The 24596-nt window shown below is 68.3% G+C and carries 20 protein-coding genes, 2 rRNA genes and 2 riboswitches; of the genes, 6 read left to right on the forward strand and 16 right to left on the reverse strand.

The window, feature by feature from the left end; all coding sequences use genetic code 11:
* The first annotated feature begins 27 nt into the window (after positions 1-27).
* Complete coding sequence (locus B7R87_RS03500) at positions 28-222, forward strand: hypothetical protein (RefSeq protein WP_006350461.1); 195 nt, start codon at positions 28-30, stop codon at positions 220-222.
* A gap of 103 nt (positions 223-325) precedes the next feature.
* Positions 326-787: a type II toxin-antitoxin system Rv0910 family toxin gene (locus B7R87_RS03505; RefSeq protein WP_006350460.1), complete on the forward strand. Its 462-nt coding sequence runs from the start codon at positions 326-328 to the stop codon at positions 785-787.
* A 189-nt stretch (positions 788-976) separates the two neighbouring features.
* Here B7R87_RS03505 and B7R87_RS03510 read toward each other — a convergent pair whose 3' ends face one another.
* Positions 977-1582 carry a PadR family transcriptional regulator gene (locus tag B7R87_RS03510; protein ID WP_006350459.1) on the reverse strand — a complete coding sequence of 202 codons (606 nt, stop codon included), beginning with the start codon at positions 1580-1582 and terminating at the stop codon, positions 977-979.
* A 219-nt stretch (positions 1583-1801) separates the two neighbouring features.
* On the opposite strand from B7R87_RS03510, the gene B7R87_RS03515 reads away from it, so the two are divergent.
* Positions 1802-2632: a PhzF family phenazine biosynthesis protein gene (locus B7R87_RS03515; protein WP_006350458.1), complete on the forward strand. Its 831-nt coding sequence runs from the start codon at positions 1802-1804 to the stop codon at positions 2630-2632.
* 84 nt (positions 2633-2716) lie between these two features.
* On the opposite strand, the gene B7R87_RS03520 is transcribed toward B7R87_RS03515, so the two are convergent.
* Together B7R87_RS03520 and B7R87_RS03525 are read right to left on the reverse strand one after the other, a co-directional pair.
* Complete coding sequence (locus B7R87_RS03520) at positions 2717-3547, reverse strand: CPBP family intramembrane glutamic endopeptidase (protein WP_040916882.1); 831 nt, start codon at positions 3545-3547, stop codon at positions 2717-2719.
* A 161-nt stretch (positions 3548-3708) separates the two neighbouring features.
* On the reverse strand, positions 3709-5223 hold the full coding sequence (locus B7R87_RS03525) for a hypothetical protein (protein ID WP_006350456.1): 1515 nt from the start codon (positions 5221-5223) through the stop codon (positions 3709-3711).
* A 577-nt stretch (positions 5224-5800) separates the two neighbouring features.
* Between B7R87_RS03525 and B7R87_RS03530 the strand changes: the two genes are divergently transcribed.
* Both B7R87_RS03530 and B7R87_RS03535 read left to right on the forward strand, forming a co-directional pair.
* The gene (locus B7R87_RS03530) at positions 5801-6415 is read left to right on the forward strand and encodes a hypothetical protein (RefSeq protein WP_006350455.1); all 615 of its coding nucleotides are present in this window, start codon (positions 5801-5803) and stop codon (positions 6413-6415) included.
* Between the two features lie 367 nt (positions 6416-6782).
* Positions 6783-6980 carry a DUF5999 family protein gene (locus B7R87_RS03535; RefSeq protein ID WP_006350454.1) on the forward strand — a complete coding sequence of 66 codons (198 nt, stop codon included), beginning with the start codon at positions 6783-6785 and terminating at the stop codon, positions 6978-6980.
* Positions 6981-7059: 79 nt separating this feature from the next.
* On the opposite strand, the gene gcvP is transcribed toward B7R87_RS03535, so the two are convergent.
* The gene (gene gcvP / locus B7R87_RS03540; RefSeq protein WP_006350453.1) at positions 7060-9945 is read right to left on the reverse strand and encodes an aminomethyl-transferring glycine dehydrogenase; all 2886 of its coding nucleotides are present in this window, start codon (positions 9943-9945) and stop codon (positions 7060-7062) included.
* 61 nt (positions 9946-10006) lie between these two features.
* Positions 10007-10128, reverse strand: a riboswitch (glycine riboswitch).
* Positions 10129-10225, reverse strand: a riboswitch (glycine riboswitch).
* 136 nt (positions 10226-10361) lie between these two features.
* Between gcvP and B7R87_RS03545 the strand changes: the two genes are divergently transcribed.
* Positions 10362-10736 (forward strand): PRC-barrel domain-containing protein, encoded by a 375-nt coding sequence (locus B7R87_RS03545; RefSeq protein WP_006350452.1) that lies wholly within the window; start codon positions 10362-10364, stop codon positions 10734-10736.
* On the opposite strand, the gene B7R87_RS03550 is transcribed toward B7R87_RS03545, so the two are convergent.
* The 12 genes from B7R87_RS03550 to B7R87_RS03605 form a co-directional block, all read right to left on the reverse strand.
* Positions 10655-12178 carry a DNA polymerase IV gene (locus B7R87_RS03550; protein ID WP_130585351.1) on the reverse strand — a complete coding sequence of 508 codons (1524 nt, stop codon included), beginning with the start codon at positions 12176-12178 and terminating at the stop codon, positions 10655-10657. The genes B7R87_RS03545 and B7R87_RS03550 overlap by 82 nt on opposite strands.
* A 50-nt stretch (positions 12179-12228) precedes the next feature.
* The gene (locus B7R87_RS03555; protein WP_063838414.1) at positions 12229-12846 is read right to left on the reverse strand and encodes a MerR family transcriptional regulator; all 618 of its coding nucleotides are present in this window, start codon (positions 12844-12846) and stop codon (positions 12229-12231) included.
* 168 nt (positions 12847-13014) lie between these two features.
* Positions 13015-13488 (reverse strand): bifunctional nuclease family protein, encoded by a 474-nt coding sequence (locus tag B7R87_RS03560; protein ID WP_006350448.1) that lies wholly within the window; start codon positions 13486-13488, stop codon positions 13015-13017.
* 53 nt (positions 13489-13541) lie between these two features.
* A complete protein-coding gene (gene ftsR / locus B7R87_RS03565) occupies positions 13542-14318 on the reverse strand; it encodes a transcriptional regulator FtsR (protein WP_130585352.1) in 777 nt (258 codons plus the stop codon).
* Positions 14319-14353: 35 nt separating this feature from the next.
* Positions 14354-15253: an FHA domain-containing protein gene (locus B7R87_RS34375; protein WP_202488210.1), complete on the reverse strand. Its 900-nt coding sequence runs from the start codon at positions 15251-15253 to the stop codon at positions 14354-14356.
* Positions 15254-15398: 145 nt separating this feature from the next.
* Positions 15399-16229, reverse strand: a complete 831-nt coding sequence (locus B7R87_RS03575; protein ID WP_078902436.1) for a DUF881 domain-containing protein — start codon at positions 16227-16229, stop codon at positions 15399-15401.
* Positions 16229-16561, reverse strand: a complete 333-nt coding sequence (locus tag B7R87_RS03580) for a small basic family protein (RefSeq protein ID WP_006350443.1) — start codon at positions 16559-16561, stop codon at positions 16229-16231. The genes B7R87_RS03575 and B7R87_RS03580 overlap by 1 nt, the downstream gene beginning before the upstream one ends.
* Complete coding sequence (locus B7R87_RS03585) at positions 16558-17496, reverse strand: DUF881 domain-containing protein (RefSeq protein ID WP_040916878.1); 939 nt, start codon at positions 17494-17496, stop codon at positions 16558-16560. The genes B7R87_RS03580 and B7R87_RS03585 overlap by 4 nt, the downstream gene beginning before the upstream one ends.
* A gap of 98 nt (positions 17497-17594) precedes the next feature.
* Positions 17595-20090, reverse strand: a complete 2496-nt coding sequence (locus tag B7R87_RS03590; RefSeq protein ID WP_006350441.1) for a mannose-1-phosphate guanyltransferase — start codon at positions 20088-20090, stop codon at positions 17595-17597.
* 301 nt (positions 20091-20391) lie between these two features.
* Positions 20392-21000 (reverse strand): CDP-alcohol phosphatidyltransferase family protein, encoded by a 609-nt coding sequence (locus B7R87_RS03595; RefSeq protein ID WP_040916877.1) that lies wholly within the window; start codon positions 20998-21000, stop codon positions 20392-20394.
* Positions 21001-21145: 145 nt separating this feature from the next.
* Positions 21146-21262, reverse strand: a 5S ribosomal RNA gene (rrf, locus tag B7R87_RS03600).
* Positions 21263-21334: 72 nt separating this feature from the next.
* Positions 21335-24462: ribosomal RNA gene (locus tag B7R87_RS03605) — 23S ribosomal RNA — on the reverse strand.
* Positions 24463-24596: the final 134 nt, after the last annotated feature.

Raw genomic sequence — 24596 nt, forward strand, 5'->3', positions numbered from 1 at the left:
AACCGGCGAAATCACGTCACCCGGGGCATGTTCTGGTTGGTCGCCCTGCCCGCAGCGGACGGACGGGAGTACGTGTACCGGGTGTACGCACCCGCCGAGGCGCTGCGCGCGGATGTGTTCTGGGCCGCCTTCCACTGCCATGACGAGGGCCCCCACCCCCGGGCGTCCGACTGCTTCGACGCCGCCGAGATCCGCCGCCACGCACTGATCGAACAGCACTGATCGAAAGCACTGACCGAACAGCACTGCCCCCTCTGCGCATTGAATGTTCGGGACGATCCGGCTACCTTCCGCGCACCGTGACCCGACAGGGAGGGGTGGCCGCATGGCCGAAGTCAGCGCCGAGGCCCGGATCGGGGCACCGGCCGAACAGGTCTGGGCCCGGCTGACGGACTTCGCCGGGTACGGACGGTGGAACGTCCTGCACACCGGTTTCCCCGAGGGTGCGCCCACCGCGCTGGAGCCGGGGGCCACCTACCGGGAGAACATGAAGCTCATGGGCTTTCCCGCCGAGGTGACATGGACGGTGGCGGAGTTCGAGCCCGGACTGGTGCTGGACGTCCGCGGCCGGGGCCCGATGGGGGTGAACATCGGCAACCGCTACTCGCTGACGCCGGACGGCGCGGCGACCGTCGTCAGGATCGCGGGGGAGTTCACCGGGGCGGCGGTCTCGCTGATGGCGGGCAGACTCCAGGAATCCGCGACGGCCGCGCTCAACGAGTCACTGGAGAAGCTGGCCGGGCTGGTGGCCGGAGGAGGCGGGCCCGACCCGGCGCACACCCCGTGATTCCGGCCCGGCCCCCGCCCGAGGCCGGCGCGCGGGCGGTTCACCGGACGCGGCGCGCGGGCTCGCCGCCGGCCCGCCCGACGGACCCGGCACCGAGGCCCGACATGCGCTACGGGTCCCGCACGCATCGCGCGGAACCCGTAGGCCCTTCTCCTTGCGTCCCGGCACCTCCGGGCGCCGGGACCGGTGTCAGTCGTCGTCGGCGAGGATGAGGTAGAGCTTCTTCCGGCTCTCGTTGATGACCTCGACCGCCTTCTGGCGCTGCTCGGGGCTGCCGGTCTTCCAGACCTGCCCGAAGGCCTCCATCAGCCCCCAGCCCGCCTGCCGGATCTCGTTGACCGTGTCCCAGTCGACCCCGCGGCCGACCTCTTCCCACGGAGCCTCAGGACCGGCCTCGGCCTCGGTGCGCCCGGCATCGGTGAGCGTGAACAGCTTCTTGCCGCCCTCGCTGGCGCTGACGATCAGACCCTCGTCCTCCAGCAGCTGCAGGGTCGGATAGACGGAGCCGGGGCTGGGCTTCCAGGCGCCGTCGCTCCGCTCCCCGATCTCCTGGATCATCTCGTAACCGTGCATCGGCCGGTCCCGCAGCAACGCCAGGATCGAGGCCCGTACATCACCGCGCCGGGCCCTTCCCCGGCCACCGCCGCCTCCGCGGCCCCGGCCGCCGCCGAACGGGCCGCCGAAGGGCGGACCGAACTGCCCGAAGGCCCCGCGGCGCCCTTCGGCGCCGTCCCGGCCCCGATGTCCGGGGCCGCAGTGACGGCCGTGTTCGTTGTCGTCCCGATAGGAACCCATCACGACACTCCTTCCATCGTTGATCCATCGCGATGCTTCAACGATATATCGGAATCTGTCGCCGAACAAGCTCACCGACATGATCCTTCGCTCGCCGCCCGATGTGCATCGCCGCAGGACCGGGGTGCGCCGGGGTCCTCCGGACCCACCGGGAGACAGGGGCCGCCGAACCGCGATTGGCCTTGGCGGCCGGGGACGGAGCGCCCGTACGGTCGCCCCATGAGAATCCGATTCGTCGACGCCTTCACCCCCCGGCCCTTCGGGGGCAACCCCGCGGCCGTCGTCCTCCTGCCCGACTCCCCGGCGTTCCCCGACGACGCCTGGCTGCAGCAGGTCGCCGCCGAGGTGAACCTCTCCGAAACGGCCTACGCCCACCCGCTGCCCGAGGGCACGCCCGACGCCGACTGGGCACTGCGCTGGTTCACCCCGACCACCGAGGTCGACATGTGCGGGCACGCCACCCTGGCGACCGCCCATGTCCTGCACACCACGGGCACCGCCACGGGGACCATCCGCTTCGCCGCCCGCTGCGGGATCCTCACCGCCACGGCACACGACGACGGCACCATCACCCTCGACTTCCCCACCGCCCCCATCACCCCCGCCGCTCTGCCCGACGGGGTCGACCGGGCGATCGGCGCCCCGGTGCTCTCGGTGCACGACACCGGACCGGCCGTCGGTGATCTGGTCGTCGAGGTCGCCGGCGAGCAGACCGTGCTCGCGCTCTCCCCGGACCTGCCGGCCGTGGCGCGGCTCTCCCGGCGGGGCATCATCGTCACCGCGGCGGCCGACGACCCGGACAGCGGCTACGACTTCGTCTCCCGCTGCTTCTTCCCGAACGCCGGTATCGACGAGGACCCGGTGACGGGCAGCGCCCACACCGCACTCGCCCCGTTCTGGTCGGCCCGCCTGGGCCGCACCGAACTGACCGGCCGACAGGGCACCACCGCCCGCTCCGGGCTGGTCAGGACCGCACTGCGCGGCGCGCGGACGCTGCTGACGGGCAGCGCGGTCACCGTGATCGACGGGGAACTGCTGGCCGCCCCCTGACGGCCCCGCGTCCCGGGCCGGGCAACCGTGCGAGGGGCGTACGGCCCCGGCCCGTACCCCCTCCCGCACCACCCGGCACCGCCCTCACGCCGTCGGCAGCCAGCCCACCTTCCCGGCCAGCAGCGCGTATCCGACGAACGCCACGATGTCGAGCAGCGCATGGGCGACCACCAGCGGGCCGACGCGCCCCCACCGCCGGTACAGCAGGACGAACACCACGCCCATCACCGCGTTGCCGATGAAACCGCCGATCCCCTGGTAGAGGTGGTACGAGCCCCGCAGCAGCGAACTCGCCACCAGCGCGGCCATCGGCGTCCAGCCCAACTGCCCCAGCCTGCGCAGCAGGTATCCGACGACGATCACCTCCTCCACCACGGAGTTCTGGATCGCCGAGAGGATCAGTACCGGAAACTTCCACCACACTTCGGGCAGGGACTCCGGTACCACGGTCAGATTGAAACCGGCCGCCCTGGCCCCCAGGTAGAACGCCAGCCCGGCGCTGCCGATCCCGGCGGCGATCAGCGTGCCGCGCCCCAGATCGGGCCAGGGCCGGGTGCGGTCGAAGCCCATCGACCGCAGTCCCCCCGCCCCCTCCCGGGTCAGCAGATGGGCCACCAGCAGCACGGGCACCAGCGCGGTCGCGATACCGAAGAGCTGCCAGGCGAGATCCAGCCACGGCCGCCCGGGGGCGTACGAGCCGTTCAACGTCGCAGCCTGGTCCTTCAGTCCGCCCGGCCTGGTCAGCGAACCGATAAAGCTGATCAGCGACGACAGCGCGCTCGCTCCCAGCGAGAGCGCCAGCACCAGGAGGAGTTCGGGCCGCAGCGTCCCACGCGACAGTGCGCCCTCCCGGGGTCCCTCCCCCGCACCACCGGAGGGCAGGGAATCGGCCACCCGTCCCGCTTCCGTCCGCACCGTTGCCTCCCGTCGGGCGCCACCGCCTGTTGTTCCGGCTCATCCCATCACAGACGGCGGCCGCACCGGCCGCGGCACCGGTACGGCCGGCGCACCCCGGGCGAAACCGGCCCGTGCTCCCACGACGGTACGGAGCCGGGCCCGGGGCGGACCGGACCGGCTCAGCCCCCGGGGCCGGGAAAGCCGACGGGCCAGGTATGGACGGGGTCCCCGCGGTGCATCAGCTCGCAGTAGCGCCGGGTCGTGGCGGCGAGGGCCGCCTCCCGCTCCAGACCGGCCTCCCGGGCCCGGTGGTAGGTGCCCGCCTGCCAGGACGCACCGTTGGCCCGCCGCTTGCAGCGCTCCTCGATGACCCCGAGGTAGTGGTCCCGGTCGGCGGGCTCCACGTTCCAGGCGTCGAGACCGGCCGCGGCCAGCGGCAGCAGTTCCTCCCTGACGAGGTCGACCACCGGTACGGTCGCGATCCCGCCGTTCCGCCCGGGGCGCGGCCAGCGCAGCTCGGCCTCGATACCGTCGCGGCACGCGGTGTCGAAGTTCTCCGCGGCCGCCTCGAACGGCAGTCTCGTCCAGACCGGCCGCGCCTCCTCTGCCAGGGCGCGCACCAGCCCGTAGTAGAAGGCGGCGTTGGCCACGACGTCGGTGACGGTCGGGCCCGCCGGCAGGACCCGGTTCTCCACCCGCAGATGGGGAACGCCGTCGGCGACCCCGTACACCGGCCGGTTCCAGCGGTAGACCGTGCCGTTGTGCAGGACGAGTTCGTGCAGCGACGGCACCCCGCCCTCGTCGATGACCCGCAGCGGATCCTCCTCCTCGTCGCAGATCGGCAGCAGAGCCGGGAAGAACCGCAGATTCTCCTCGAAGAGGTCGTACGCGGAGTTCACCCAGCGCTCACCGAACCAGGTGCGCGGCCTGACACCCTGTGCCTGGAGCTCGGGCGGGCGGGTGTCCGTGGCCTGCTGGAACAGCGGCGGCCGGGACTCCCGCCAGAGCTCCTTGCCGAACAGGAACGGAGCATTCGCACCCACCGCGACCTGCACCGACGCCACCGCCTGGGCCGCGTTCCAGACCGCGGCGAACCGGCCGGGGGTGACCTGGAGGTGCAGCTGTACGGAGGTGCAGGCGGCTTCGGGCGCGATCGAAGCCGACGAGCAGTTCAGCTTCTCCACGCCCTCGATGTCGAGGACGAACTCCTCACCCCGCGCGGCGACGATCTGCTCGTTGAGAAGGGTGTAGCGGTGGTCGTCCGAGAGGTTGCCGCTGACGAGATCGGACTGTTCCAGAGTCGGAAGAATACCGATCATCACGATTCCGGCGCCGACTTCGTTCGCCTTGCGATGGGCATATCCCAGTCCGGCCCGCAGCTCTTCGGCCAGCTGGTCGAGAACGCGTCCGCCGAGCCGGTGCGGAACGATGTTCACCTCCAGGTTGAACATTCCCAGTTCGGTCTGGAAATCATGGCTGGCGATACGCTCCAGAACTTCCGCATTCATCATGCGCGGCTGGCCGTCCCCACCCACCAGATTCAGTTCGATCTCCAGTCCCATCAGATTCCTGGGCCGGTCGAAGCGCTCCTCGGCCAGCAGCCGTCCCAGCCCCGCCAGGCACTGCTGGAGCTTCCGCCGATACCGCTGGCGATCGGACAGCGCGAAACTTTCTGTCGCGACCTTGTCCCCCATCGAAGTGTCCTTCCTCGGGTGGATTGCCACGGAGCGCCGGCCGCGGTCGGGAGGCGGCGGCTCGGCGAACTCCGGGACGATAATGCCCAGACTGGTTGATCCATAACGCAGCGGGGGCGGCCGGGGGCCGCTAGTGTGGCATCCGTCACCGAAGGCTTCACGCAGTCGGCCCCACGGAGGACCGGACGGCAACAGGGTGCAGCAGGCACCTAAAACCGCCGGGAGTCCGGTGAAAAATGCCGACAGGTTTCGGCCTACCGGCCGGGGGGCAAAACAACCGGCTATCGGCCGGAGCCCTCCCGAAATCCGGTGCAACCTCCCGTGGAATAAGACCTGAACCCGCCTTGCCGGGATCCGCGCGAAGCGCTAGCGGAATCACCGTACGAACGTGAGTGTTATAAACTCTGCAAACGGGCAGCGAGTTGGCCCGGCGGTCTTCCGGTCCCCCGAGGCCGCCGTACGCCGCGAACCGACAGCGCCGTCGGAGCCGACGGCACCGGCACCACTGACAGCACCGACAGCACTGTCGGCGCGCCGCCCCGGTTCACCGTGTCTCCCGAGCGAGAGGCGACCCACCATGCCGCTGCATGTCCTCCCGGCCCCCGCGCCTGCCCTCCGCAGCATTCTCGCGGCACTCAGTTCCCCATCCGCCGCCCTTGAGGACCGTCCCCCGGCACTCAGGTCCGTCCAGGGGCCCCTGAGCCCCGAGTCACCTCTTCCCGTACACGTTCTCGACGACCTCAACGGTACGGACGCCCTGGACCGGACCGGGCCCGACGGCTCCGGCCTCCGCACCCGTCTCACGGGCTGGCGCTTCCTGCTGCGCGGCGACGACGGCCCGGTCGCGGCGGCGGAGACCGTACTCACCCCCGACGGCTGGACGTTCTCCCACTTCTTCGAGGGCCCGTACCTCGGCTCCACCGAACTCGCCCTGCGCCGGGCGGAGTCGTCCGCAACCCTCTTCCAGCCACGACTGCTCTCCGTGCCCGCGCTCTACATGCTGACCCTGTGGCTCCACGCCGACCCGGAGGCCGACGCCTCCACCACCGCCCTCACACCCGCCGATCTCCTGGTACCACTGGCACCCGCCCCGCCCGGTATCACCGCCCACCGCCCGTACCGCGTCGGTGAACTTCTCCCGGTGATGACCCTGCGGCTGTCGCCGGCCCCGCTCCTCGGTTCGCCGGCCTGATCCGAAAGAGACGGCCCAACCCCCTCCGCCACTCCCCCCGCCCGGCCCGGCCCGCCCCCGTGCCGCGGCGGCGGTGCGCCCCGTGACCCCCGTAACCAGGGGATCACGGGGCGCACCGCTGTTCCGCCCGGCCGTACGGACTAGTCTGCTCGGGCCACTGCTGAACCACCCGAAAGGACAGTGTGGTTGGGCTGAACCATCCGGCCGGGTGATACGTCTTTCACCGCACAGACGAGCTGTCGGGAAATCCCTGCGGATCGGCGCTCGTGGGGCAACACTGGGATCGGACCGAGAGATACGGGGGGCGGCCATGAACACTTCATCGAGCCGCAGGACACTGATCACACCACAGCGAAAGAACCTGCCCATGTGCCAGCACCAGCCTTCGTGCCCGACATCAGATTCAGCCGACCGGGATGCCGCCCGTCTGGTGGCTCACCACCCGGAGCAGGGCTGGAGCCTGCTCTGCAACGGCGTTCTCCTGTTCGAGGACACGGGCGAGCTGCTGCCGGACGGGCAGATCATCGCACCGCACCGCCCGCTGATGACGGCGCGCGCCGCCTGAGCGCACCGGCGGAAACGATCAGGGGCCGGACGGTGTGCGGACGCACGCTCCGTACCGGCCCCGGGACCTCGGCCGTCCGTCAGCCTTCGTAGGCGTCCAGCGGCGGGCAGGAGCAGACCAGATTGCGGTCGCCGAAGGCACCGTCGATCCGGCGCACCGGCGGCCAGTACTTGTCGGCGGCGCTCACCCCGGCCGGGAAGACGGCCTCGTCACGGCTGTACGAGTGCTCCCACTCGCCGCCCAGCGCGGCCGCGGTGTGCGGCGCGTTGCCCAGCGGGTTGTCGTCCCCGGGCCAGACGCCCGAGGCGACCTTCTCGATCTCGCCACGGATCGCGATCATGGCCTCGCAGAAGCGGTCGACCTCGGCCAGGTTCTCGCTTTCGGTCGGTTCGATCATCAGCGTGCCGGCCACCGGGAACGACATCGTCGGCGCGTGGAAGCCGTAGTCGATCAGCCGCTTGGCGATATCGTCGACACTGACCCCGGTCGCCTTGGTGAGCGGACGCAGGTCGATGATGCACTCGTGGGCGACGAGCCCGCCCGGGCCGGTGTAGAGCACCGGGTAGTGCGGTTCCAGCCGCTTGGCGATGTAGTTGGCGGCGAGCACCGCGACCTGGGTGGCCCGCTTGAGCCCCTCGCCGCCCATCAGCCGGACATAGGCCCAGGAGATGGGCAGGATGCCTGCCGAGCCCCAGGGGGCCGCCGAGATCGGGCCGACACCGGTCGCCGGACCGGCCTCGGGCTGGAGCGGGTGGTTGGGCAGGTACGGCGCCAGATGTGCCCGTACGGCCACCGGGCCGACGCCGGGGCCGCCGCCGCCGTGCGGGATGCAGAAGGTCTTGTGCAGGTTCAGATGCGATACGTCGCCGCCGAACTCGCCCGGCTTCGCCAGCCCCACCAGCGCGTTCAGATTGGCGCCGTCGACGTACACCTGGCCGCCGGCCTCGTGGACCCGGGCGCAGATCTCGGCGACGTGCTCCTCGAACACACCGTGCGTCGACGGGTAGGTGATCATCAGTACGGAGAGTTCGTCGCGGTACTGCTCGATCTTGGCGCGCAGATCGTCGATGTCGACCTCGCCGTCGTCGGCGGTCTTCACCACGACGACCTTCATACCGGCCATCACCGCGCTCGCGGCGTTCGTGCCGTGCGCCGAGGACGGGATGAGGCAGATCGTACGGGCGGTGTCGCCGTTGGCCCGGTGGTAGGCACGGACGGCGAGGAGCCCGGCCAGTTCGCCCTGGGAGCCGGCGTTGGGCTGGATGGAGACCTTGGCGTAGCCGGTGACCTCGGCCAGCCGCTCCTCCAGCTCCCGGATCAGCGTCAGATATCCGGCGGCCTGGTCGATGGGCGCGAAGGGGTGGATCCGGCCGAATTCGGGCCAGGTCACCGGCTCCATCTCGGTGGTCGCGTTCAGCTTCATCGTGCAGGAGCCGAGCGGGATCATGCCCCGGTCCAGCGCGTAGTCGCGGTCCGCGAGCCGTCGCAGATAACGCAGCATGGCGGTCTCGGAACGGTGCTGGTGGAAGACCGGGTGGGTCAGGTAGTCACCGGTCCGCTCCAAGGCCGTGGGGAGGGCGTCGGTGCCGGCTGCGTCGAGGGCCTCGATGTCGGCGTCGACACCGAAGGCGGCCCAGACCGCGGTGACCGCGGCCCGGTCGGTGGTCTCGTCGCAGGCGACGGAGACATGGGCGTCGTCCACGAGACGGAGGTTGACCCCGCCCTCGCGGGCCGCGGCGACCACGTCGGCGGCCCGGCCGGGTACGCGTACCGTCACCGTGTCGAAGTACTGACCGTGGACGATCTCGGCACCGCCCGCCGCCAGACCCGCGGCGAGCACGGTGGCGTAGCGGTGGGTGCGCCGGGCGATGGACCGCAGCCCGTCGGGGCCGTGGTAGACCGCGTACATCCCGGCCATCACCGCCAGCAGCACCTGGGCCGTACAGATGTTGCTGGTGGCCTTCTCGCGGCGGATGTGCTGCTCACGGGTCTGGAGGGCGAGGCGGTAGGCCTTGTTGCCGTCCGCGTCGACGGAGACTCCGACGAGGCGTCCGGGGAGGCTGCGGGCGAACTTCTCGCGGACCGCCATAAAGCCCGCGTGGGGGCCGCCGAAGCCCATCGGGACGCCGAAGCGCTGGGTGGTGCCGACGGCGATATCGGCGCCGAGCTCCCCGGGGGAGGCCAGCAGGGTGAGGGCGAGCAGATCGGTGGCGACCGTGACGACGGCCCCGAGGCCCTGCGCCTGCTCGATGACCGGCCGCGGATCGCGGACGGCGCCGGAGGCGCCCGGGTACTGGAGGAGTACGCCGAAGACTCCGCGTTCCGCGATCTCCGCCGGGATGCCGTCACTGAGATCGGCGGTGACGACCTCGACCCCGGTCGGCTCGGCGCGGGTCTCGATGACCGCGATGGTCTGCGGCAGGACATCGGCGTCGACGAGGAAGACGCCGTCCTTGACCTTGCCGACGCGCCGGGAGAGCGCCATCGCCTCGGCGGCGGCGGTGCCTTCGTCCAGGAGGGAGGCGCCGGAGGTGGGCAGACCCGTCAGCTCGGCGACCATCGTCTGGAAGTTCAGCAGCGCCTCCAGCCGGCCCTGCGAGATCTCCGGCTGGTACGGCGTGTACGCGGTGTACCAGGAGGGGTTCTCCATGACATTGCGCAGTACGACCGGCGGGGTGAAGGTGTCGTAGTAGCCGAGGCCGATCATCGACTTCAGGACGGTGTTGCGGTCGGCGAGGGCGCGCAGCTCCGCAATGACCTCGGGCTCGGTGCGGGCGTCCGGCAGTCCCAGCGCCCCGGCGCTCTTGATCGCGTCGGGCACCGCGGCGGCGGTCAGCTCGTCCAGCGAGCCGTATCCGACCTGCGCCAGCATCTTGGCCTGGGCCTCGGCATCGGGTCCTATGTGGCGGTGCTCGAAAGGCGTTCCCCGCTCCAGGCTCCGGAGGGGAATGCGGTTGGCGGTCATACAGGCGGCCTCCTGGTCTGCTACGACCCGGTGAGGGGCACCCCGGCGGATGCCCGGGACGGCCTCCCCCTCTGTCATCTCAACCTGAGAGCTTCACCGGTCCGCCCGTGGCGGGGGCGCTCCGGCTTTCACCGTCGGTGAGAGCGGCTGCCGTACGGCACCCGCTCCACTTTCCAGAGTGACCTCGCCCGTGCGGTACAGGTGCCTGAGAGATTCCGGGGAGGATTTGCTCCTTCGGCGCCACCGTCGTCCTGCCGGTGGACTCTCCCGCGCGGGGTCAACAGCCGCTGCCAGCCTACCAGCGCACTCTTCGGCCGGAGTGGTTCGTGATCGCTCAAGTGGCCGACGTCCGCGTTGTGCACTTTCGTGGATTTTGAACGTGTTGGGAACAGCAGTTGCGACCTGTAGGAGGGACCGTGCAGACCGATATGGATCCGCGCAGCCTGATCGGCCGCAAGGCTTACGACCGCGACGGAGTGAAGATAGGAACCGTCGACGAGGTGTATCTGGACGACGCCACCGGGTCACCCGAATGGGCCGCCGTCCGCACCGGGCTCTTCAGCCGGGACGCCTTCGTCCCCCTGGAACCGAGCACGATGGTCGGTGACACCCTCCGCGTCCCCTATGAACGGACCCTGATCAGGGGCGCGCCGGGCTTCGGCGTCGGCCGCCACCTCTCCCCCGAGCAGGAGCTCCAGCTCTACCGCCACTACGGGATCGAGCTGTCCGCCCCGCCCGATCCCGCCGCCCCCGACCGTTCCTTCGGCTCGGTCGCAGGCGAGGAGGGCTGACCCTCCGGCGGCTCCAACTGCTCCGGCGAAACCAGCTCGGGGGCCTCGGGCGCCGCCACCAGCGGCAGCGGCTCGGAGGGGGTGAGCTCGGGATCGTCGACCCGGAAGGTCCGCACCCGCCCGATCTCGCCCCGGGGCACCTCGAACCGCACGGTGACCCGCCCGACGCCACTGCCCTGCACCCATCCGGGGCCGTGCTCCGCATGCCGTACGTCCTGCCCCGGGGACCACTGCCGTACGGCGCCGGGCCCCGGGCCGCCCCGGGCGTCCGGGGCGGCTCCGGGCGGCCGGCCCGGCTCCGGCGGGTGCCCGGTGTCCGTACCGGTCGCGTCGTCCGGTCCCGGGCCTGGGGCCACACCCGCGATCAGCCCCGCGGCCTGGGCGAACAGATCCTCCTGGGTCCAGTCGGCGAGCCCCGAGACCCCGACTCCGAGCAGCCGCACTCCCCCGGTGGTGTCCACCCCCTCCAGCAGCCGTGCGGCGGCTTCCCGCACCACCACGGGGTCGTCCGTGGGCCCGCGCAGCGTCTCGGAGCGGGTCAGCGTCGAGAAGTCGTACCGCCGCACCTTCAGCACGATCGTCCGCCCCGAGTGCCCGGACGATCTCAGCCTGCGGACGCACCGGTCGGCCAGCCGCTCGACCTCCAGCCGGATCCTCAGCCGGTCGTGCAGATCGGTGTCGAAGGTGTCCTCCACGGACACCGACTTCATGTCCCGCTCGGCCACCACGGGCCGGTCGTCGTGGCCGAGGGCCATCCGGTGCAGCGAAACCCCCTGGGCCCGGCCCAGCAGCCGTACCAGCTCGTCCTCCCCGGCCTCCACCAGCTCGGCACAGGTCGTGATCCCCGCGCGCCGCAGATGTTCACCGGTGGCCGGGCCGACGCCCGGGATCGTCCGCACCGACAGCGGCCCCAGCAGCGCACGCTCCGTCCCCGGCTCGATGAGGACCAGCCCATCGGGTTTGGCCCGCTCCGAAGCGACCTTGGCGATCATCTTCGACGCGGCCAGCCCCACGGAGCCGGTCAGCCCCGTGACCGCTTCTATCTCCGCCCGCAGCCGCTCCCCGACCGCGCGGGCCGACGCGGCGTCACGGGCCGCGCCGCCCGCTTCCAGATCGACGAAGGCCTCGTCCAGGCTCAACGGCTCCACCAGCGGCGACAGCGCGCCGAGCAGCCGCATGACCTGTTCGCTGATCGACCGGTAGAAGGAGAAGCGGGGCACCAGATAGGCGGCGTTGGGCGCGAGCCGCCGGGCCTGGGCCATGGGCATGGCCGAGTGGACCCCGAAGCGCCGGGCTTCGTACGACGCCGTGGCGACCACTCCGCGCGGGCCGAGCCCGCCCACGACGACCGGCTTTCCGCGCAGACTCGGCTTCGCCGCCTGCTCGGCGGCGGCGAAGAACGCATCCATGTCCAGATGCAGAATCGTCGGCGCGGATCTCACAGCTCCGATGCTGCCCTACGCCACTGACATCGACGCGGTGGACCGCCCGGTCATACCGCCCGGTCGCGCCGCCGTCGGGCCAGCTCATCTGCAGGATTGTGGCCGACCAGCGTCTCCCCGGTGTCCACGCGCTCGCCGTGCAGCTCGGAGAGGTCAGCCTCGACGTCGCGCCAGACCACCCCGACGGCGATTCCGAAGACGCCCTGGCCGCCCTGGAGCAGATCCACGACCTCGTCGGGCGAGGAGCACTCGTAGACCGTCGCGCCGTCGCTCATCAGCGTCATGCGCTCCAGATCCGCGAGCTCGCGCCCGCGCAGATGCTGAACGGCGGCCCGGATGTTCTGGAGGGCGACCCCGGTGTCCAGGAACCGTTTGACGATCTTGAGGACGACGACGTCGCGGAAGCTGTAGAGCCGCTGGGTTCCCGATCCGTACGCGGGACGGACACTCGGCTCGACCAGTCCCGTACGCGCCCAGTAGTCGAGCTGCCGGTAGGTGATCCCGGCCGCCGCACACGCGGTCGGCCCCCGGTAGCCGACCGTCTCCTCCGGCGCCGGCTGCCCGGCCACGCTCCTTGCGCTCCCGCCCCCGTGGAGCGGATACGGTCCACTCTCCACCGGACTCCGTCCGGGAGCCCCCCCGACCGCACCGTCGCCGCTGCTTCTCACGCCGACCCTCCGTCCTCGACCTGCCAACTCGACGGTAGGCAGTCACCAGGGGTGCGTCAACGATCGCCACACTCGGCACGCCGAGTGATAATCACCCTGAGAGTGGTTTCCCGTGCCCTTGTCCGGGGTAAGGCTAGCCGAATGGGCGGAATTCACCCGTCGCGGCGGTTACTGACTGTTGGTCCCGAAGTCCTCCGGGGAGATCTGGTCGAGGAACTCGCGGAACTTCTCCACCTCGTCCTCCTGCTCGTCGGGGATGGCGATCCCCGCATCGTCGAGGACGTCGTCACTGCCGTAGATCGGCGCTCCGGCACGCAGCGCGAGCGCTATGGCGTCGGAGGGACGGGCGCTGACCTCGACCCCGCCGGAGAACACCAGCTCCGCGTAGAAGACGCCTTCCCGCAGATCGGTGATGCGCACCTCGGTCAGCTCCTGACCCAGCGCGTCCAGCACGTCCTTGAAGAGGTCATGAGTCAGCGGTCTGGCCGGTGCCATGCCCTGCTGGCCGAGGGCGATCGCGGTCGCCTCCCCGGGCCCGATCCAAATGGGGAGGTACCGATCGCCTCCCACTTCTCGCAGGAGCACGATCGGTTGATTGGAGGGCATCTCCACCCGGACACCCACAACGTCGAGCTCGTTCACACAGCAACCCTAGGCCGTGACCGGTCCCTTTGGATAGTCGGGCAGAGCCGTGATCAGTCGATGCGCACGCCGAGGGCGGTCTCCATCAGAGCGGCATGGAGCCGTACGGACAGGGTCGCCAGCTCCTTGGCCGTGGCCTCGGCCCGGGCTCTGGTCCGCGGATTGGGATGCCGCCGCAAGGGTGCCACCACCTGCTCGACGAGTCCCGCCTCCCGGTCGGCCGCGGCCCGCATGGCCCGCAGATGGCGGGGCTCCAGACCGAACCGGCCCAGGTCGGCGACGAGCCGGGCCACCGTGACGGCCCCGGCGTCGAAGGAACCGTCGGCAGCGGCCGTGAGCAGTCCGTAGGACTCCCAGTCCGCCAGCTCCTCCGGGCCCACCCCGGCGGCGGCCAGCAGCTCGGCCCGTCCGATCCGGGCCGCGGTGGGCCGATCGGCCTCCGCCGGCGCCCCCGGGCCGGAATCGCCCGGACCGCCCGCGGAACCGTCGGCCGCATCCGGCTGCGGACCCGGGGCGGGCAGCAGCGGCTGCTCTCCCCGGGCCACGGCGTCGAGATGCTCCCGGATGACCTTCAGCGGCAGATAGTGGTCCCGCTGCATCCGCAGCACCTGGGCCAGCCGCTCCACATCCGCCTGGGAGAACTTTCGGTACCCCGATGGGGTACGCCGGGGCTCGACGAGACCTTCCGCCTCCAGGAAACGGATCTTGGAGATGGTGACCTCGGGAAACTCGTCCTGAAGCCGGGTGAGCACCGTGCCGATGCTCATCAGCCTCTCTCCCGCGTCGCCGGCGGCGCCGTTCCCGGCGCCGCCCGTCGGTGTTCGCAGCATGTGCCTTCCCACGGATGAACCGCGACGGCCGGCGATCAGTAGCCCCGCTGGCTCGCGTGGCTCGCGTAGAAGACCAGCCGGTACTTGCCGATCTGAACCTCGTCACCGCTCGTCAGATACACGGAGTCGATGGGCTCACGGTTGACGTACGTGCCGTTGAGGCTGCCGACGTCGGCGACGCTGAAGCTGCCGTCCTGGCCTCTGCGGAACTCCACATGACGGCGGGATACGGTCACGTCGTCGAGGAAGATATCGCTCTGCGGGTGACGGCCCGCGGTCGTCAGATCCCCGTCGAGCAGGAAACGGCTGCCCGAGTTCGGTCCACGGCGCACCACCAGCAGCGCCGATCCCAGCGGCAGGGCGTCCACCGCGGCCTGGGCCTCCGGCGACAGCGACGGCAGCTGGGTCTGACCGGTCGTCTCGGAGTCGTACGCCTCCAGACCCGAAATGGAGATCGTCGACGTCGTCTCCGAGGAGCGCTCGGGAACCACACCGGGCTTCAGCGGCGCACCGCAGTTGGAGCAGAACCGGCTGGACTCGGGGTTGCGGTTACCGCACCTCGTACAGACCGTCACACCCGCCATGGAAGGATCCTCCTGCCGCGGCTGCCCCCCACGGGGGTTGGTCGCATAGGGGTCGGAGGCATACCCCCCACCCGCACCTGAGGTCGATGATTCACCGAAACCTATGCGCCCGGCACCGGCAGGGTCAACTGACGACGCGCCCGGCGCGGGGGGAAACTCCCCGCCCCCCTGACCACCCACCTCGTCCCGGAACAGCGGCCGCCGGCCGCCCTGCTCCTCCTCCTGCTGACCCTGACGACGCGCACGGTGCCTGGCGTTGCCGCCGTCCTCGCGTGCGCTCTTGCCGAACAACTTCGAAAACAACTTCACGGGCGATTCCCCTTGACCGAAATAGACCCGCCCGCGGGGCAGGACGCACTCTCAACGACGCCTGCCGACCCGGACATCCTCACAACGTCCGTACCCACCGGACAGTTTCCATCACACCGCGCGAAGTCGTCGTGCCGACCTCCCACGGCTTCGTGCCCCGGTATCCGGAGCACCGTTCCCCGGTGACTCACCGTGCTGACGACCGAGCGTAGTCAGGCTGCTTCTCGGGTCGCAAGGCGTCCACGACGATCTTCTCCGAGCGGGCCACCGTGGCCGTGGCCTGCTCCTTCTCCAGTGTCCGCACGATCCCCCCGGGAATGTTCAGGGCCGGCTCCAGGTCCTGCGGCTTTCCGATCACCTCGAACCGGTACGGCGCGTCGATCTTCTCGCCGTCCACTTCGACGTTCCCACCGGAACCGGTGAAATACGTATCGGCGACGACGCGGTGGCCGTTGACCTCGATCGCCTCGGCGCCCGCGGCCCGCAGCTCCTGCACGGCGTCGAGGAGCATGTCCGGCTCCACCGTGCCCGACCGGTCGTCGACGGTGAGCGTGATGCCCGGTCCCTGTGCCGCAACCGTACCGGCGAGGATGCCGAGCTGCTGCTCCTTCTGCCGGGTCTGCCGGCGGGCCTCCTCGGCCTGGTCCGAACTGGTCTCCAGTTCGGTCCGCTGCTGCTCCAGCCTGCGCTTCTCGTCCTCCAGCCGCTCGGTACGGCTGTCGAGCTCGTCCAGGATCCTCACCAGGTCCTCCTGGCGGGCGCCGCGGAGCGCACTGTTGTCGCTGGTGGAACGCACCTGGATGGCCAGCCCCAGCCCGAGGACGAAGAGCAGCAGGGCGACGGTGAGTTGGGCCCGGGTGATCCGCGGCGGCCAGAGTCCGGCCTTCAGCCGCTGCCGCCCGGTCGGCCGTCGACGGTCCGCGGTACTGCCGGGGGCGGCGTCGGGAACGGCCGCCGCGGTGCTGTCCTGCTCGTCCCGTCCGTGCCCGCCGGGGTTCCGGTCGCTGTCCACCGGCATCACGCCTGGAAGACGTGGCGGCGGATCGCGGCCGCGTTCGAGAAGATCCGGATGCCCAGCACGACCACCACGCCCGTCGACAGCTGCGCGCCGACGCCGAGCTTGTCGCCGAGGAACACGATGAGCGCGGCGACCACCACGTTGGACAGGAACGAGACGACGAAGACCTTGTCGACGAAGATCCCGTCGAGCATGGCCCGCAGTCCCCCGAACACGGCGTCGAGGGCCGCCACGACGGCGATCGGCAGATAGGGCTCGACCACCGCCGGTACCTCGGGCCGGACCAGCAGGCCGGCCACGACTCCCACGACGAGGCCCAGTACGGCGATCACGATGTGCCCTTCCCTGTGTCGGTCCGCCCCTGCCCGCTCCCCTTCGGGGCTTCGGGGGTTCCCGGTTGCGCTGTACGTACGATCAGGCTCGGAGCAGCCGGAAGCTGCACCCTGTCCTCAGTGGAGATGCTGAAACGGATCCCGAAGTTCTCCTTCAGCGCGTGAAGATAATGTCCGTCCGCGCTGTCCTGGAACGTCGTGTTCAGCTTCTTGCCGTCCCCCACCGCGAGCACCGTGTACGGCGGCACGAGCGGTCTGTTGTCGACCAGTATGGCGTCACCGGCGGCCCGGATCGCCGACAGGGCGGTCAACCGCTGGCCGTTGATGGCGACGGACTCCGCGCCGGACTCCCACAGCCCGTTGACGACGCGCTGCATATCGCGGTCGCGGACCCGGCCGGTGTCGCTGAAGCCGCTGCTCTCGCGCGGTCCGTCACCGCCTCCGCCGGTGCCCTTGGCGTCGTCGACGACGAGTTTCACCCCGGGGCCCTCGACGTCCGTGGCCCCGGCCAGCAGGGAGACCGCGCGGCCCCGGTCGCCTTCGTCGGCGCTCAGGGCTTTCCGCTGACGCTCCCCCACTTCGGTGCGGAGTTTGTCGACATCGCGTTCCAGCGCATCCACATCGGCGGTTTCGGTGTCGATGCGGCTGATCAGTTTCTCGCGCTCCTTGGCGACCACGGGTGCCGATATCCGGGCCTCGGCGGCCCCGACGGTGACGATGCCGGCGGTGAGCACCAGTCCCGCTCCCAGCCACAGTTTCGCCCGGAGGGTACGGGGCAGCCCGCCTCCTTCGGCGCGGCGCGCCGCCGCCTCGGCGTACCCGTCGTCGAGGCTGTGCTCCATCACATTGGTCAGCAGCGACATCGACGCATCGGGGCGCGCGGGCGCCGGACCGGGTCGGGGACCGGTGCTCCGAACGGGGGGCTGCTGCGGCATGCCGCACATCGTCGCACGTCGTCGGCGATACCGCCGAATGGCCCCACCGACGGGTGGACGGGCGGCCCGTGCGGGGCCGCCCGTCCACCCGTCGTACGTCAGTGACCTGCGCTGTCGACCACGGCGGCCCATTCGTCGAGGAGGGCCTTGGCGGAGGCGTCGTCGGGCCCTTCGGCCCACAGTCGGGTGACGGCCTCGGCCGGATCGGGCAGCACCATCACCCAGCGCCCGTCGGTCTCCACGACCCGTACGCCGTCGGTGGTGTCCACCTGCCGTTCCCCGGCGGCCTCGACGACGCGCCGCATCACCAGGCCCTTGACGGCCCACGGGGTCGCCAGATCGCGCTTGAGCACATGGGCCCGCGGGATCCGGGCGTCGATCTGGCTGAGCGTCAGCTGGGTCCGGGCGACCAGTCCCACGAGCCGCACGAGGGCGGCCGTACCGTCGAAGACGCTGCTGAACTCGGGGACGATGAACCCGCCGCGGCCGTCTCCGCCGAACACGGTGGTCTCCTCACGGCCCACCCGGGTCAGATCGTCGGGCGAGGTCGTCGTCCACTCCACCTCGGTGCCGTGGTAGGCGGCCACCTGTTCGGCGATCCGGGTGGTGGTCACCGGCAGGGCGACCCTGCCGCTGCGCCGCTCGGCGGCGACCAGGTCGAGGAGGACCAGCAGGGCCCGGTCGTCCTCGATGATCCGGCCGCGTTCGTCGACGAGGGAGAGCCGTTCGCCGACGGGGTCGAATCTGACCCCGAAGGCGGCCCGGGCGGAGGCCACGATCTCGCCCAGCCGGACCAGTCCCGCCCTGCGGGTCTCCGCGGACTCCGTCGGGCGGGCTTCGTCGAGGCCGGGGTTGATGGTCAGCGCGTCCACGCCGAGTCGGCCGAGCAGGCTGGGCAGGACGAGGCCCGCGCTGCCGTTGGACGCGTCGACGACGACCTTGAGTCCGGATTCGGCGACCCCGGTGGTGTCGACGTTGCGGAGCAGGGAGCCGGTGTACGAGTCGAAGACGCTCGCCGGGAAGTGCAGGTCCCCGATCTCGCCGGGGAACGCCCGCCGGTACTCCTGCCGGGCGTAGACCCGGTCCAGCTTCCGCTGTCCGGCCTGGGAGAGGTCGGCGCCGCGTTCGTCGAAGAACATGATGTCGACGGAGTCCGGTACGCCCGGTGACGTACGGATCATGATGCCGCCGGCGCTGCCGCGTGCCGTCTGCTGCCGGGCGACGGGCAGCGGGACGTTCTCCAGGTCGCGTACGTCGATCGCGCTGGCCTGGAGGGCGGAGATCACCGCGCGTTTGAGGGCTCGGGCGCCGCGGGAGTGGTCGCGGGCCGTGGTGACGGTGGCCCCCTTCTTCAGCGTGGTCGCATAGGCGCCTGCCAGCCGGACGGCGAGCTCGGGGGTGATTTCCACATTGAGGATTCCGGAGACTCCGCGGGCACCGAAGAGATGGGCCTGGCCGCGGGACTCCCAGATCACCGAGGTGTTGACGAAGGCACCGGCTTCGATGGTCTTGAACGGGTAGACCCGTACGTTGCCCTGGACGATCGACTCCTCGCCGACGAGGCATTCGTCGCCGATGACCGCGCCGTCCTCGATCCGGGCGGCCCGCATGATGTCGGTGTTCTTGCCGACGACGCAGCCCCGGAGGTTGCAGTGCTCTCCGATGTACACGTTGTCGTGGATCACGGCCTTGTGCAGGAAGGCACCGCTCTTGACGACGACGTTGGAGCCGACGACGGTGTGCTCTCTGATCTCCGCGTCGGCTTCGACCTTGGCGTAGTCGCCGATGTAGAGGGGGCCGCGGAGGACGGCGTCGGGGTGGACCTCGGCGCCTTCCGCGACCCATACGCCGGGCGAGATCTCGAAGCCGTCCAGCTCCACCTCGACTTTGCCTTCGAGGACGTCGGCCTGGGCCTTCACATAGCTTTCGTGGGTGCCGACGTCCTCCCAGTAGCCTTCGGCGACATAGCCGTAGATCGGTTTGCCGTCCTTCATCAGCTGCGGGAACACATCACCGGACCAGTCGACCGGGACATCGGCTTCGACATAGTCGAAGACTTCCGGTTCCATGACGTAGATACCGGTGTTCACGGTGTCCGAGAAAACCTGGCCCCAGGTCGGTTTCTCCAGGAATCGTTCGACTTTCCCGGCCTCGTCGACGATGGTGATGCCGAACTCCAGGGGGTTGGGTACCCGGGTCAGGCAGACGGTGACCATGGCGCCCTTCTCCTTGTGGAAGGCGATCAGGTCGGTCAGATCGAAATCGGTGAGGGCATCACCGGAAATGACGAGGAATGCGTCGTCCCTGAGCGCTTCCTCGGCATTTTTCACACTGCCCGCGGTGCCGAGTGGCTTCTCCTCGTTGGCATAGGTGAGCTCCATACCGAGCTCTTCGCCGTCGCCGAAGTAATTCTTGACGAGGGAGGCGAGGAACTGCACGGTCACCACGGTTTCGGTGAGGCCGTGCCGCTTGAGCAGCCGCAGCACATGCTCCATAATCGGCCGGTTGGCGACCGGCAGGAGCGGCTTGGGCATGCTGGAAGTCATGGGGCGAAGCCGGGTTCCTTCGCCACCGGCCATCACGACGGCCTTCATGTCGGAAGCGTCCTCCTTGGGAGACGACGGCCCAGCCGACTGCGCTCGTCCTAGATCGTCTCTTTCGGATCAGGCTGGGCTCGCGTGCCTCCCCCAGCTACCGCTGGGGGTGCCCCCAGCCACCGCGCCTCGCCGCGTTGTCGTCAGTCGCCTACGCTCCGCGTGGGCTCCATCCTCCGCCTTGCGATTCACGGCACCAGATCCCGCTCACTGATCCGGCCTGATCCGAAAGAAACTCCCTAAGAGGCCCTCTTGGCGTCATGCGCGGCCGGCCACACTGCGCAGCCGCGCATCAACGAGGTCAATCGGCCGCTGTATCCGCCTTGACGAGACGGCGGACCTGGACCACATACAGGATCCCTGCCCACCAATACAGAGTTGTACCCCATCCGGCGAAGGCCCATCCGAAAACGGCGGCAAGTGACGCAAGCCACCCCGACCCGTCACTCAGGAGGAGCAGGGGGAAGGCGTACATCAGGTTGAACGTGGCCGCCTTGCCGAGGAAGTTCACCTGTGGCGGGGGATAGCCGTGCCGCCGGAGGATCCACACCATCACCAGGAGCATCGCTTCCCGTGCCAAAAGGGCCGCGGTGAGCCAGATCGGCAGGATCTCCCGCCAGGTGAGTCCGACCAGAGTGGACAGGATGTACAAGCGGTCGGCAGCGGGGTCGAGGAGCCGGCCGAGGCTGCTGATCTGGTTCCAGCGCCGGGCGAGTTTTCCGTCGAGATAGTCGGTCACTCCGCTGAGCATGAGGACGAGCAGTGCCCAGCCGTCGCTCTTGGGTCCACCGAACTCGGGGCGGAGGATCAGCCACAGGAACAGCGGCACTCCGGCCAGCCGGGCCATGCTGAGGATGTTGGGGATGGTGAGCACCCGGTCCGTCTGAACGCGGGTCTCCTGGACCTCCACCCGGGGCCTCCTGGGGAACGTGATGACGATGCCCCCCGACTTTACCGTCAGCGGCGCCTCATCCCGCACAGGGGTCGGTCCGGGATATCTGTCCGGAAATGCAGAAAGGCCCCGCACAGTGTGCGGGGCCTTCCCATCAAAAATTGTTCGGCGGCGTCCTACTCTCCCACAGGGTCCCCCCTGCAGTACCATCGGCGCTGAAAGGCTTAGCTTCCGGGTTCGGAATGTAACCGGGCGTTTCCCTAACGCAATAACCACCGAAACACTATGAAACAAACAAACCGGAATCAACACGGTCGTTGCCTCAGAACTAACACAGTGGACGCGAGCAAATATGGACAAGCCCTCGGCCTATTAGTACCGGTCACCTCCACCAGTTACCTGGCTTCCAGATCCGGCCTATCAACCCAGTCGTCTACTGGGAGCCTTAACCCCTCAAAGGGGGTGGGAGTCCTCATCTCGAAGCAGGCTTCCCGCTTAGATGCTTTCAGCGGTTATCCTTTCCGAACGTAGCCAACCAGCCATGCCCTTGGCAGGACAACTGGCACACCAGAGGTTCGTCCGTCCCGGTCCTCTCGTACTAGGGACAGCCCTTCTCAAGACTCCTACGCGCACAGCGGATAGGGACCGAACTGTCTCACGACGTTCTAAACCCAGCTCGCGTACCGCTTTAATGGGCGAACAGCCCAACCCTTGGGACCGACTCCAGCCCCAGGATGCGACGAGCCGACATCGAGGTGCCAAACCATCCCGTCGATATGGACTCTTGGGGAAGATCAGCCTGTTATCCCCGGGGTACCTTTTATCCGTTGAGCGACGGCGCTTCCACAAGCCACCGCCGGATCACTAGTCCCGACTTTCGTCCCTGCTCGACCCGTCGGTCTCACAGTCAAGCTCCCTTGTGCACTTACACTCAACACCTGATTACCAACCAGGCTGAGGGAACCTTTGGGCGCCTCCGTTACTCTTTAGGAGGCAACCGCCCCAGTTAAACTACCCATCAGACACTGTCCCTGATCCGGATCACGGACCCAGGTTAGACATCCAGCACGACCAGAGTGGTATTTCAACAACGACTCCACAACCACTGGCGTGGCCGCTTCAAAGTCTCCCACCTATCCTACACAAGCCGAACCGAACACCAATATCAAACTGTAGTAAAGGTCCCGGGGTCTTTCCGTCCTGCTGCGCGAAACGAGCATCTTTACTCGTAGTGCAATTTCACCGGGCCTATGGTTGAGACAGTCGAGAAGTCGTTACGCCATTCGTGCAGGTCGGAACTTACCCGACAAGGAATTTCGCTACCTTAGGATGGTTATAGTTACCACCGCCGTTTACTGGCGCTTAAGTTCTCAGCTTCGCAACCCCGAAAGGTCACTAACCGGTCCCCTTAACGTTCCAGCACCGGGCAGGCGTCAGTCCGTATACATCGCCTTACGGCTTCGCACGGACCTGTGTTTTTAGTAAACAGTCGCTTCTCGCTGGTCTCTGCGGCCACCCCCAGCTCACATCGTAAAGACGATCACCAGGAATGGCCCCCCTTCTCCCGAAGTTACGGGGGCATTTTGCCGAGTTCCTTAACCATAGTTCACCCGAACGCCTCGGTATTCTCTACCTGACCACCTGAGTCGGTTTAGGGTACGGGCCGCCTTGAAACTCGCTAGAGGCTTTTCTCGACAGCATAGGATCATCCACTTCACCACAATCGGCTCGGCATCAGGTCTCACCCTCAATGTGTGACGGATTTACCTACCACACGGGCTACACCCTTACCCCGGGACAACCACCGCCCGGGCTGGACTACCTTCCTGCGTCACCCCATCACTTACCTACTACCACCTCGGTTCAGCGGCTCCACCACTCCCCATCACTCCGAAGAGATCAAAGGCGGCTTCACGGCCTTAGCATCAGAGGATTCGATACTGGGCGCTTCAAAGCGGGTACCGGAATATCAACCGGTTGTCCATCGACTACGCCTGTCGGCCTCGCCTTAGGTCCCGACTTACCCTGGGCAGATCAGCTTGACCCAGGAACCCTTAGTCAATCGGCGCACACGTTTCCCACGTGTGTATCGCTACTCATGCCTGCATTCTCACTCGTGTACCATCCACCACTCGCTTACGCGGCGGCTTCACCCGGCACACGACGCTCCCCTACCCAACCCAACAGGCGTTGGCCCTATTGCTGGATTGACACGACTTCGGCGGTACGCTTGAGCCCCGCTACATTGTCGGCGCGGAATCACTTGACCAGTGAGCTATTACGCACTCTTTCAAGGGTGGCTGCTTCTAAGCCAACCTCCTGGTTGTCTCTGCGACTCCACATCCTTTCCCACTTAGCGTACGCTTAGGGGCCTTAGTCGATGCTCTGGGCTGTTTCCCTCTCGACCATGGAGCTTATCCCCCACAGTCTCACTGCCGCGCTCTCACTTACCGGCATTCGGAGTTTGGCTAAGGTCAGTAACCCGGTAGGGCCCATCGCCTATCCAGTGCTCTACCTCCGGCAAGAAACACACGACGCTGCACCTAAATGCATTTCGGGGAGAACCAGCTATCACGGAGTTTGATTGGCCTTTCACCCCTAACCACAGGTCATCCCCCAGGTTTTCAACCCTGGTGGGTTCGGTCCTCCACGACCTCTTACAGCCGCTTCAACCTGCCCATGGCTAGATCACTCCGCTTCGGGTCTTGAGCGCGCTACTAAATCGCCCTATTCGGACTCGCTTTCGCTACGGCTTCCCCACACGGGTTAACCTCGCAACACACCGCAAACTCGCAGGCTCATTCTTCAAAAGGCACGCAGTCACGAGAACGCAAGGCAAACCTCACGCTCCGACGCTCCCACGGCTTGTAGGCACACGGTTTCAGGTACTATTTCACTCCGCTCCCGCGGTACTTTTCACCATTCCCTCACGGTACTATCCGCTATCGGTCACCAGGGAATATTTAGGCTTAACGGGTGGTCCCGCCAGATTCACACGGGATTTCTCGGGCCCCGTGCTACTTGGGTGTCTCTTAAACGAGCCGCATGAATTTCAGCTACGGGGGTCTTACCCTCTACGCCGGGCCTTTCGCATGCCCTTCGCCTATCCATACGGTTTCTGACTCGTCCCACGGCCGGCAGACCGCAGAAAAGAGATCCCACAACCCCGCATACGCAACCCCTGCCGGGTATCACACGCATACGGTTTGGCCTCATCCGGTTTCGCTCGCCACTACTCCCGGAATCACGGTTGTTTTCTCTTCCTGAGGGTACTGAGATGTTTCACTTCCCCTCGTTCCCTCCACACTGCCTATGTGTTCAGCAGCGGGTGACAGCCCATGACGACTGCCGGGTTTCCCCATTCGGAAACCCCCGGATCAAAGCCTGGTTGACGACTCCCCGGGGACTATCGTGGCCTCCCACGTCCTTCATCGGTTCCTGGTGCCAAGGCATCCACCGTGCGCCCTTAAAAACTTGGCCACAGATGCTCGCGTCCACTGTGCAGTTCTCAAACAACGACCAGCCACCCGTCACCCCACCGCATCAGCAGTGAGAACACCGGGGCCGGCACCGAAGACACTCAGACTCTCGTCCGTGCCCTCAGACACCCAACA

The organism is Streptomyces tsukubensis (genome assembly GCF_003932715.1).
Taxonomy (GTDB): Bacteria; Actinomycetota; Actinomycetes; order Streptomycetales; family Streptomycetaceae; genus Streptomyces; species Streptomyces tsukubensis.

Excerpts from the sequence above, each read along its gene's own strand:
- B7R87_RS03500 (WP_006350461.1), top strand. The coding sequence starts at position 28 with ATGTTCTGGTTGGTCGCCCTGCCCGCAGCGGACGGACGGGAGTACGTG.
- B7R87_RS03505 (WP_006350460.1), top strand. The coding sequence starts at position 326 with ATGGCCGAAGTCAGCGCCGAGGCCCGGATCGGGGCACCGGCCGAACAG.
- B7R87_RS03510 (WP_006350459.1), bottom strand. The coding sequence starts at position 1,582 with ATGGGTTCCTATCGGGACGACAACGAACACGGCCGTCACTGCGGCCCC.
- B7R87_RS03515 (WP_006350458.1), top strand. The coding sequence starts at position 1,802 with ATGAGAATCCGATTCGTCGACGCCTTCACCCCCCGGCCCTTCGGGGGC.
- B7R87_RS03525 (WP_006350456.1), bottom strand. The coding sequence starts at position 5,223 with ATGGGGGACAAGGTCGCGACAGAAAGTTTCGCGCTGTCCGATCGCCAG.
- B7R87_RS03530 (WP_006350455.1), top strand. The coding sequence starts at position 5,801 with ATGCCGCTGCATGTCCTCCCGGCCCCCGCGCCTGCCCTCCGCAGCATT.
- B7R87_RS03535 (WP_006350454.1), top strand. The coding sequence starts at position 6,783 with ATGTGCCAGCACCAGCCTTCGTGCCCGACATCAGATTCAGCCGACCGG.
- gcvP (WP_006350453.1), bottom strand. The coding sequence starts at position 9,945 with ATGACCGCCAACCGCATTCCCCTCCGGAGCCTGGAGCGGGGAACGCCT.
- ftsR (WP_130585352.1), bottom strand. The coding sequence starts at position 14,318 with ATGCTGCGAACACCGACGGGCGGCGCCGGGAACGGCGCCGCCGGCGAC.
- B7R87_RS03575 (WP_078902436.1), bottom strand. The coding sequence starts at position 16,229 with ATGCCGGTGGACAGCGACCGGAACCCCGGCGGGCACGGACGGGACGAG.
- B7R87_RS03585 (WP_040916878.1), bottom strand. The coding sequence starts at position 17,496 with ATGCCGCAGCAGCCCCCCGTTCGGAGCACCGGTCCCCGACCCGGTCCG.
- B7R87_RS03590 (WP_006350441.1), bottom strand. The coding sequence starts at position 20,090 with ATGAAGGCCGTCGTGATGGCCGGTGGCGAAGGAACCCGGCTTCGCCCC.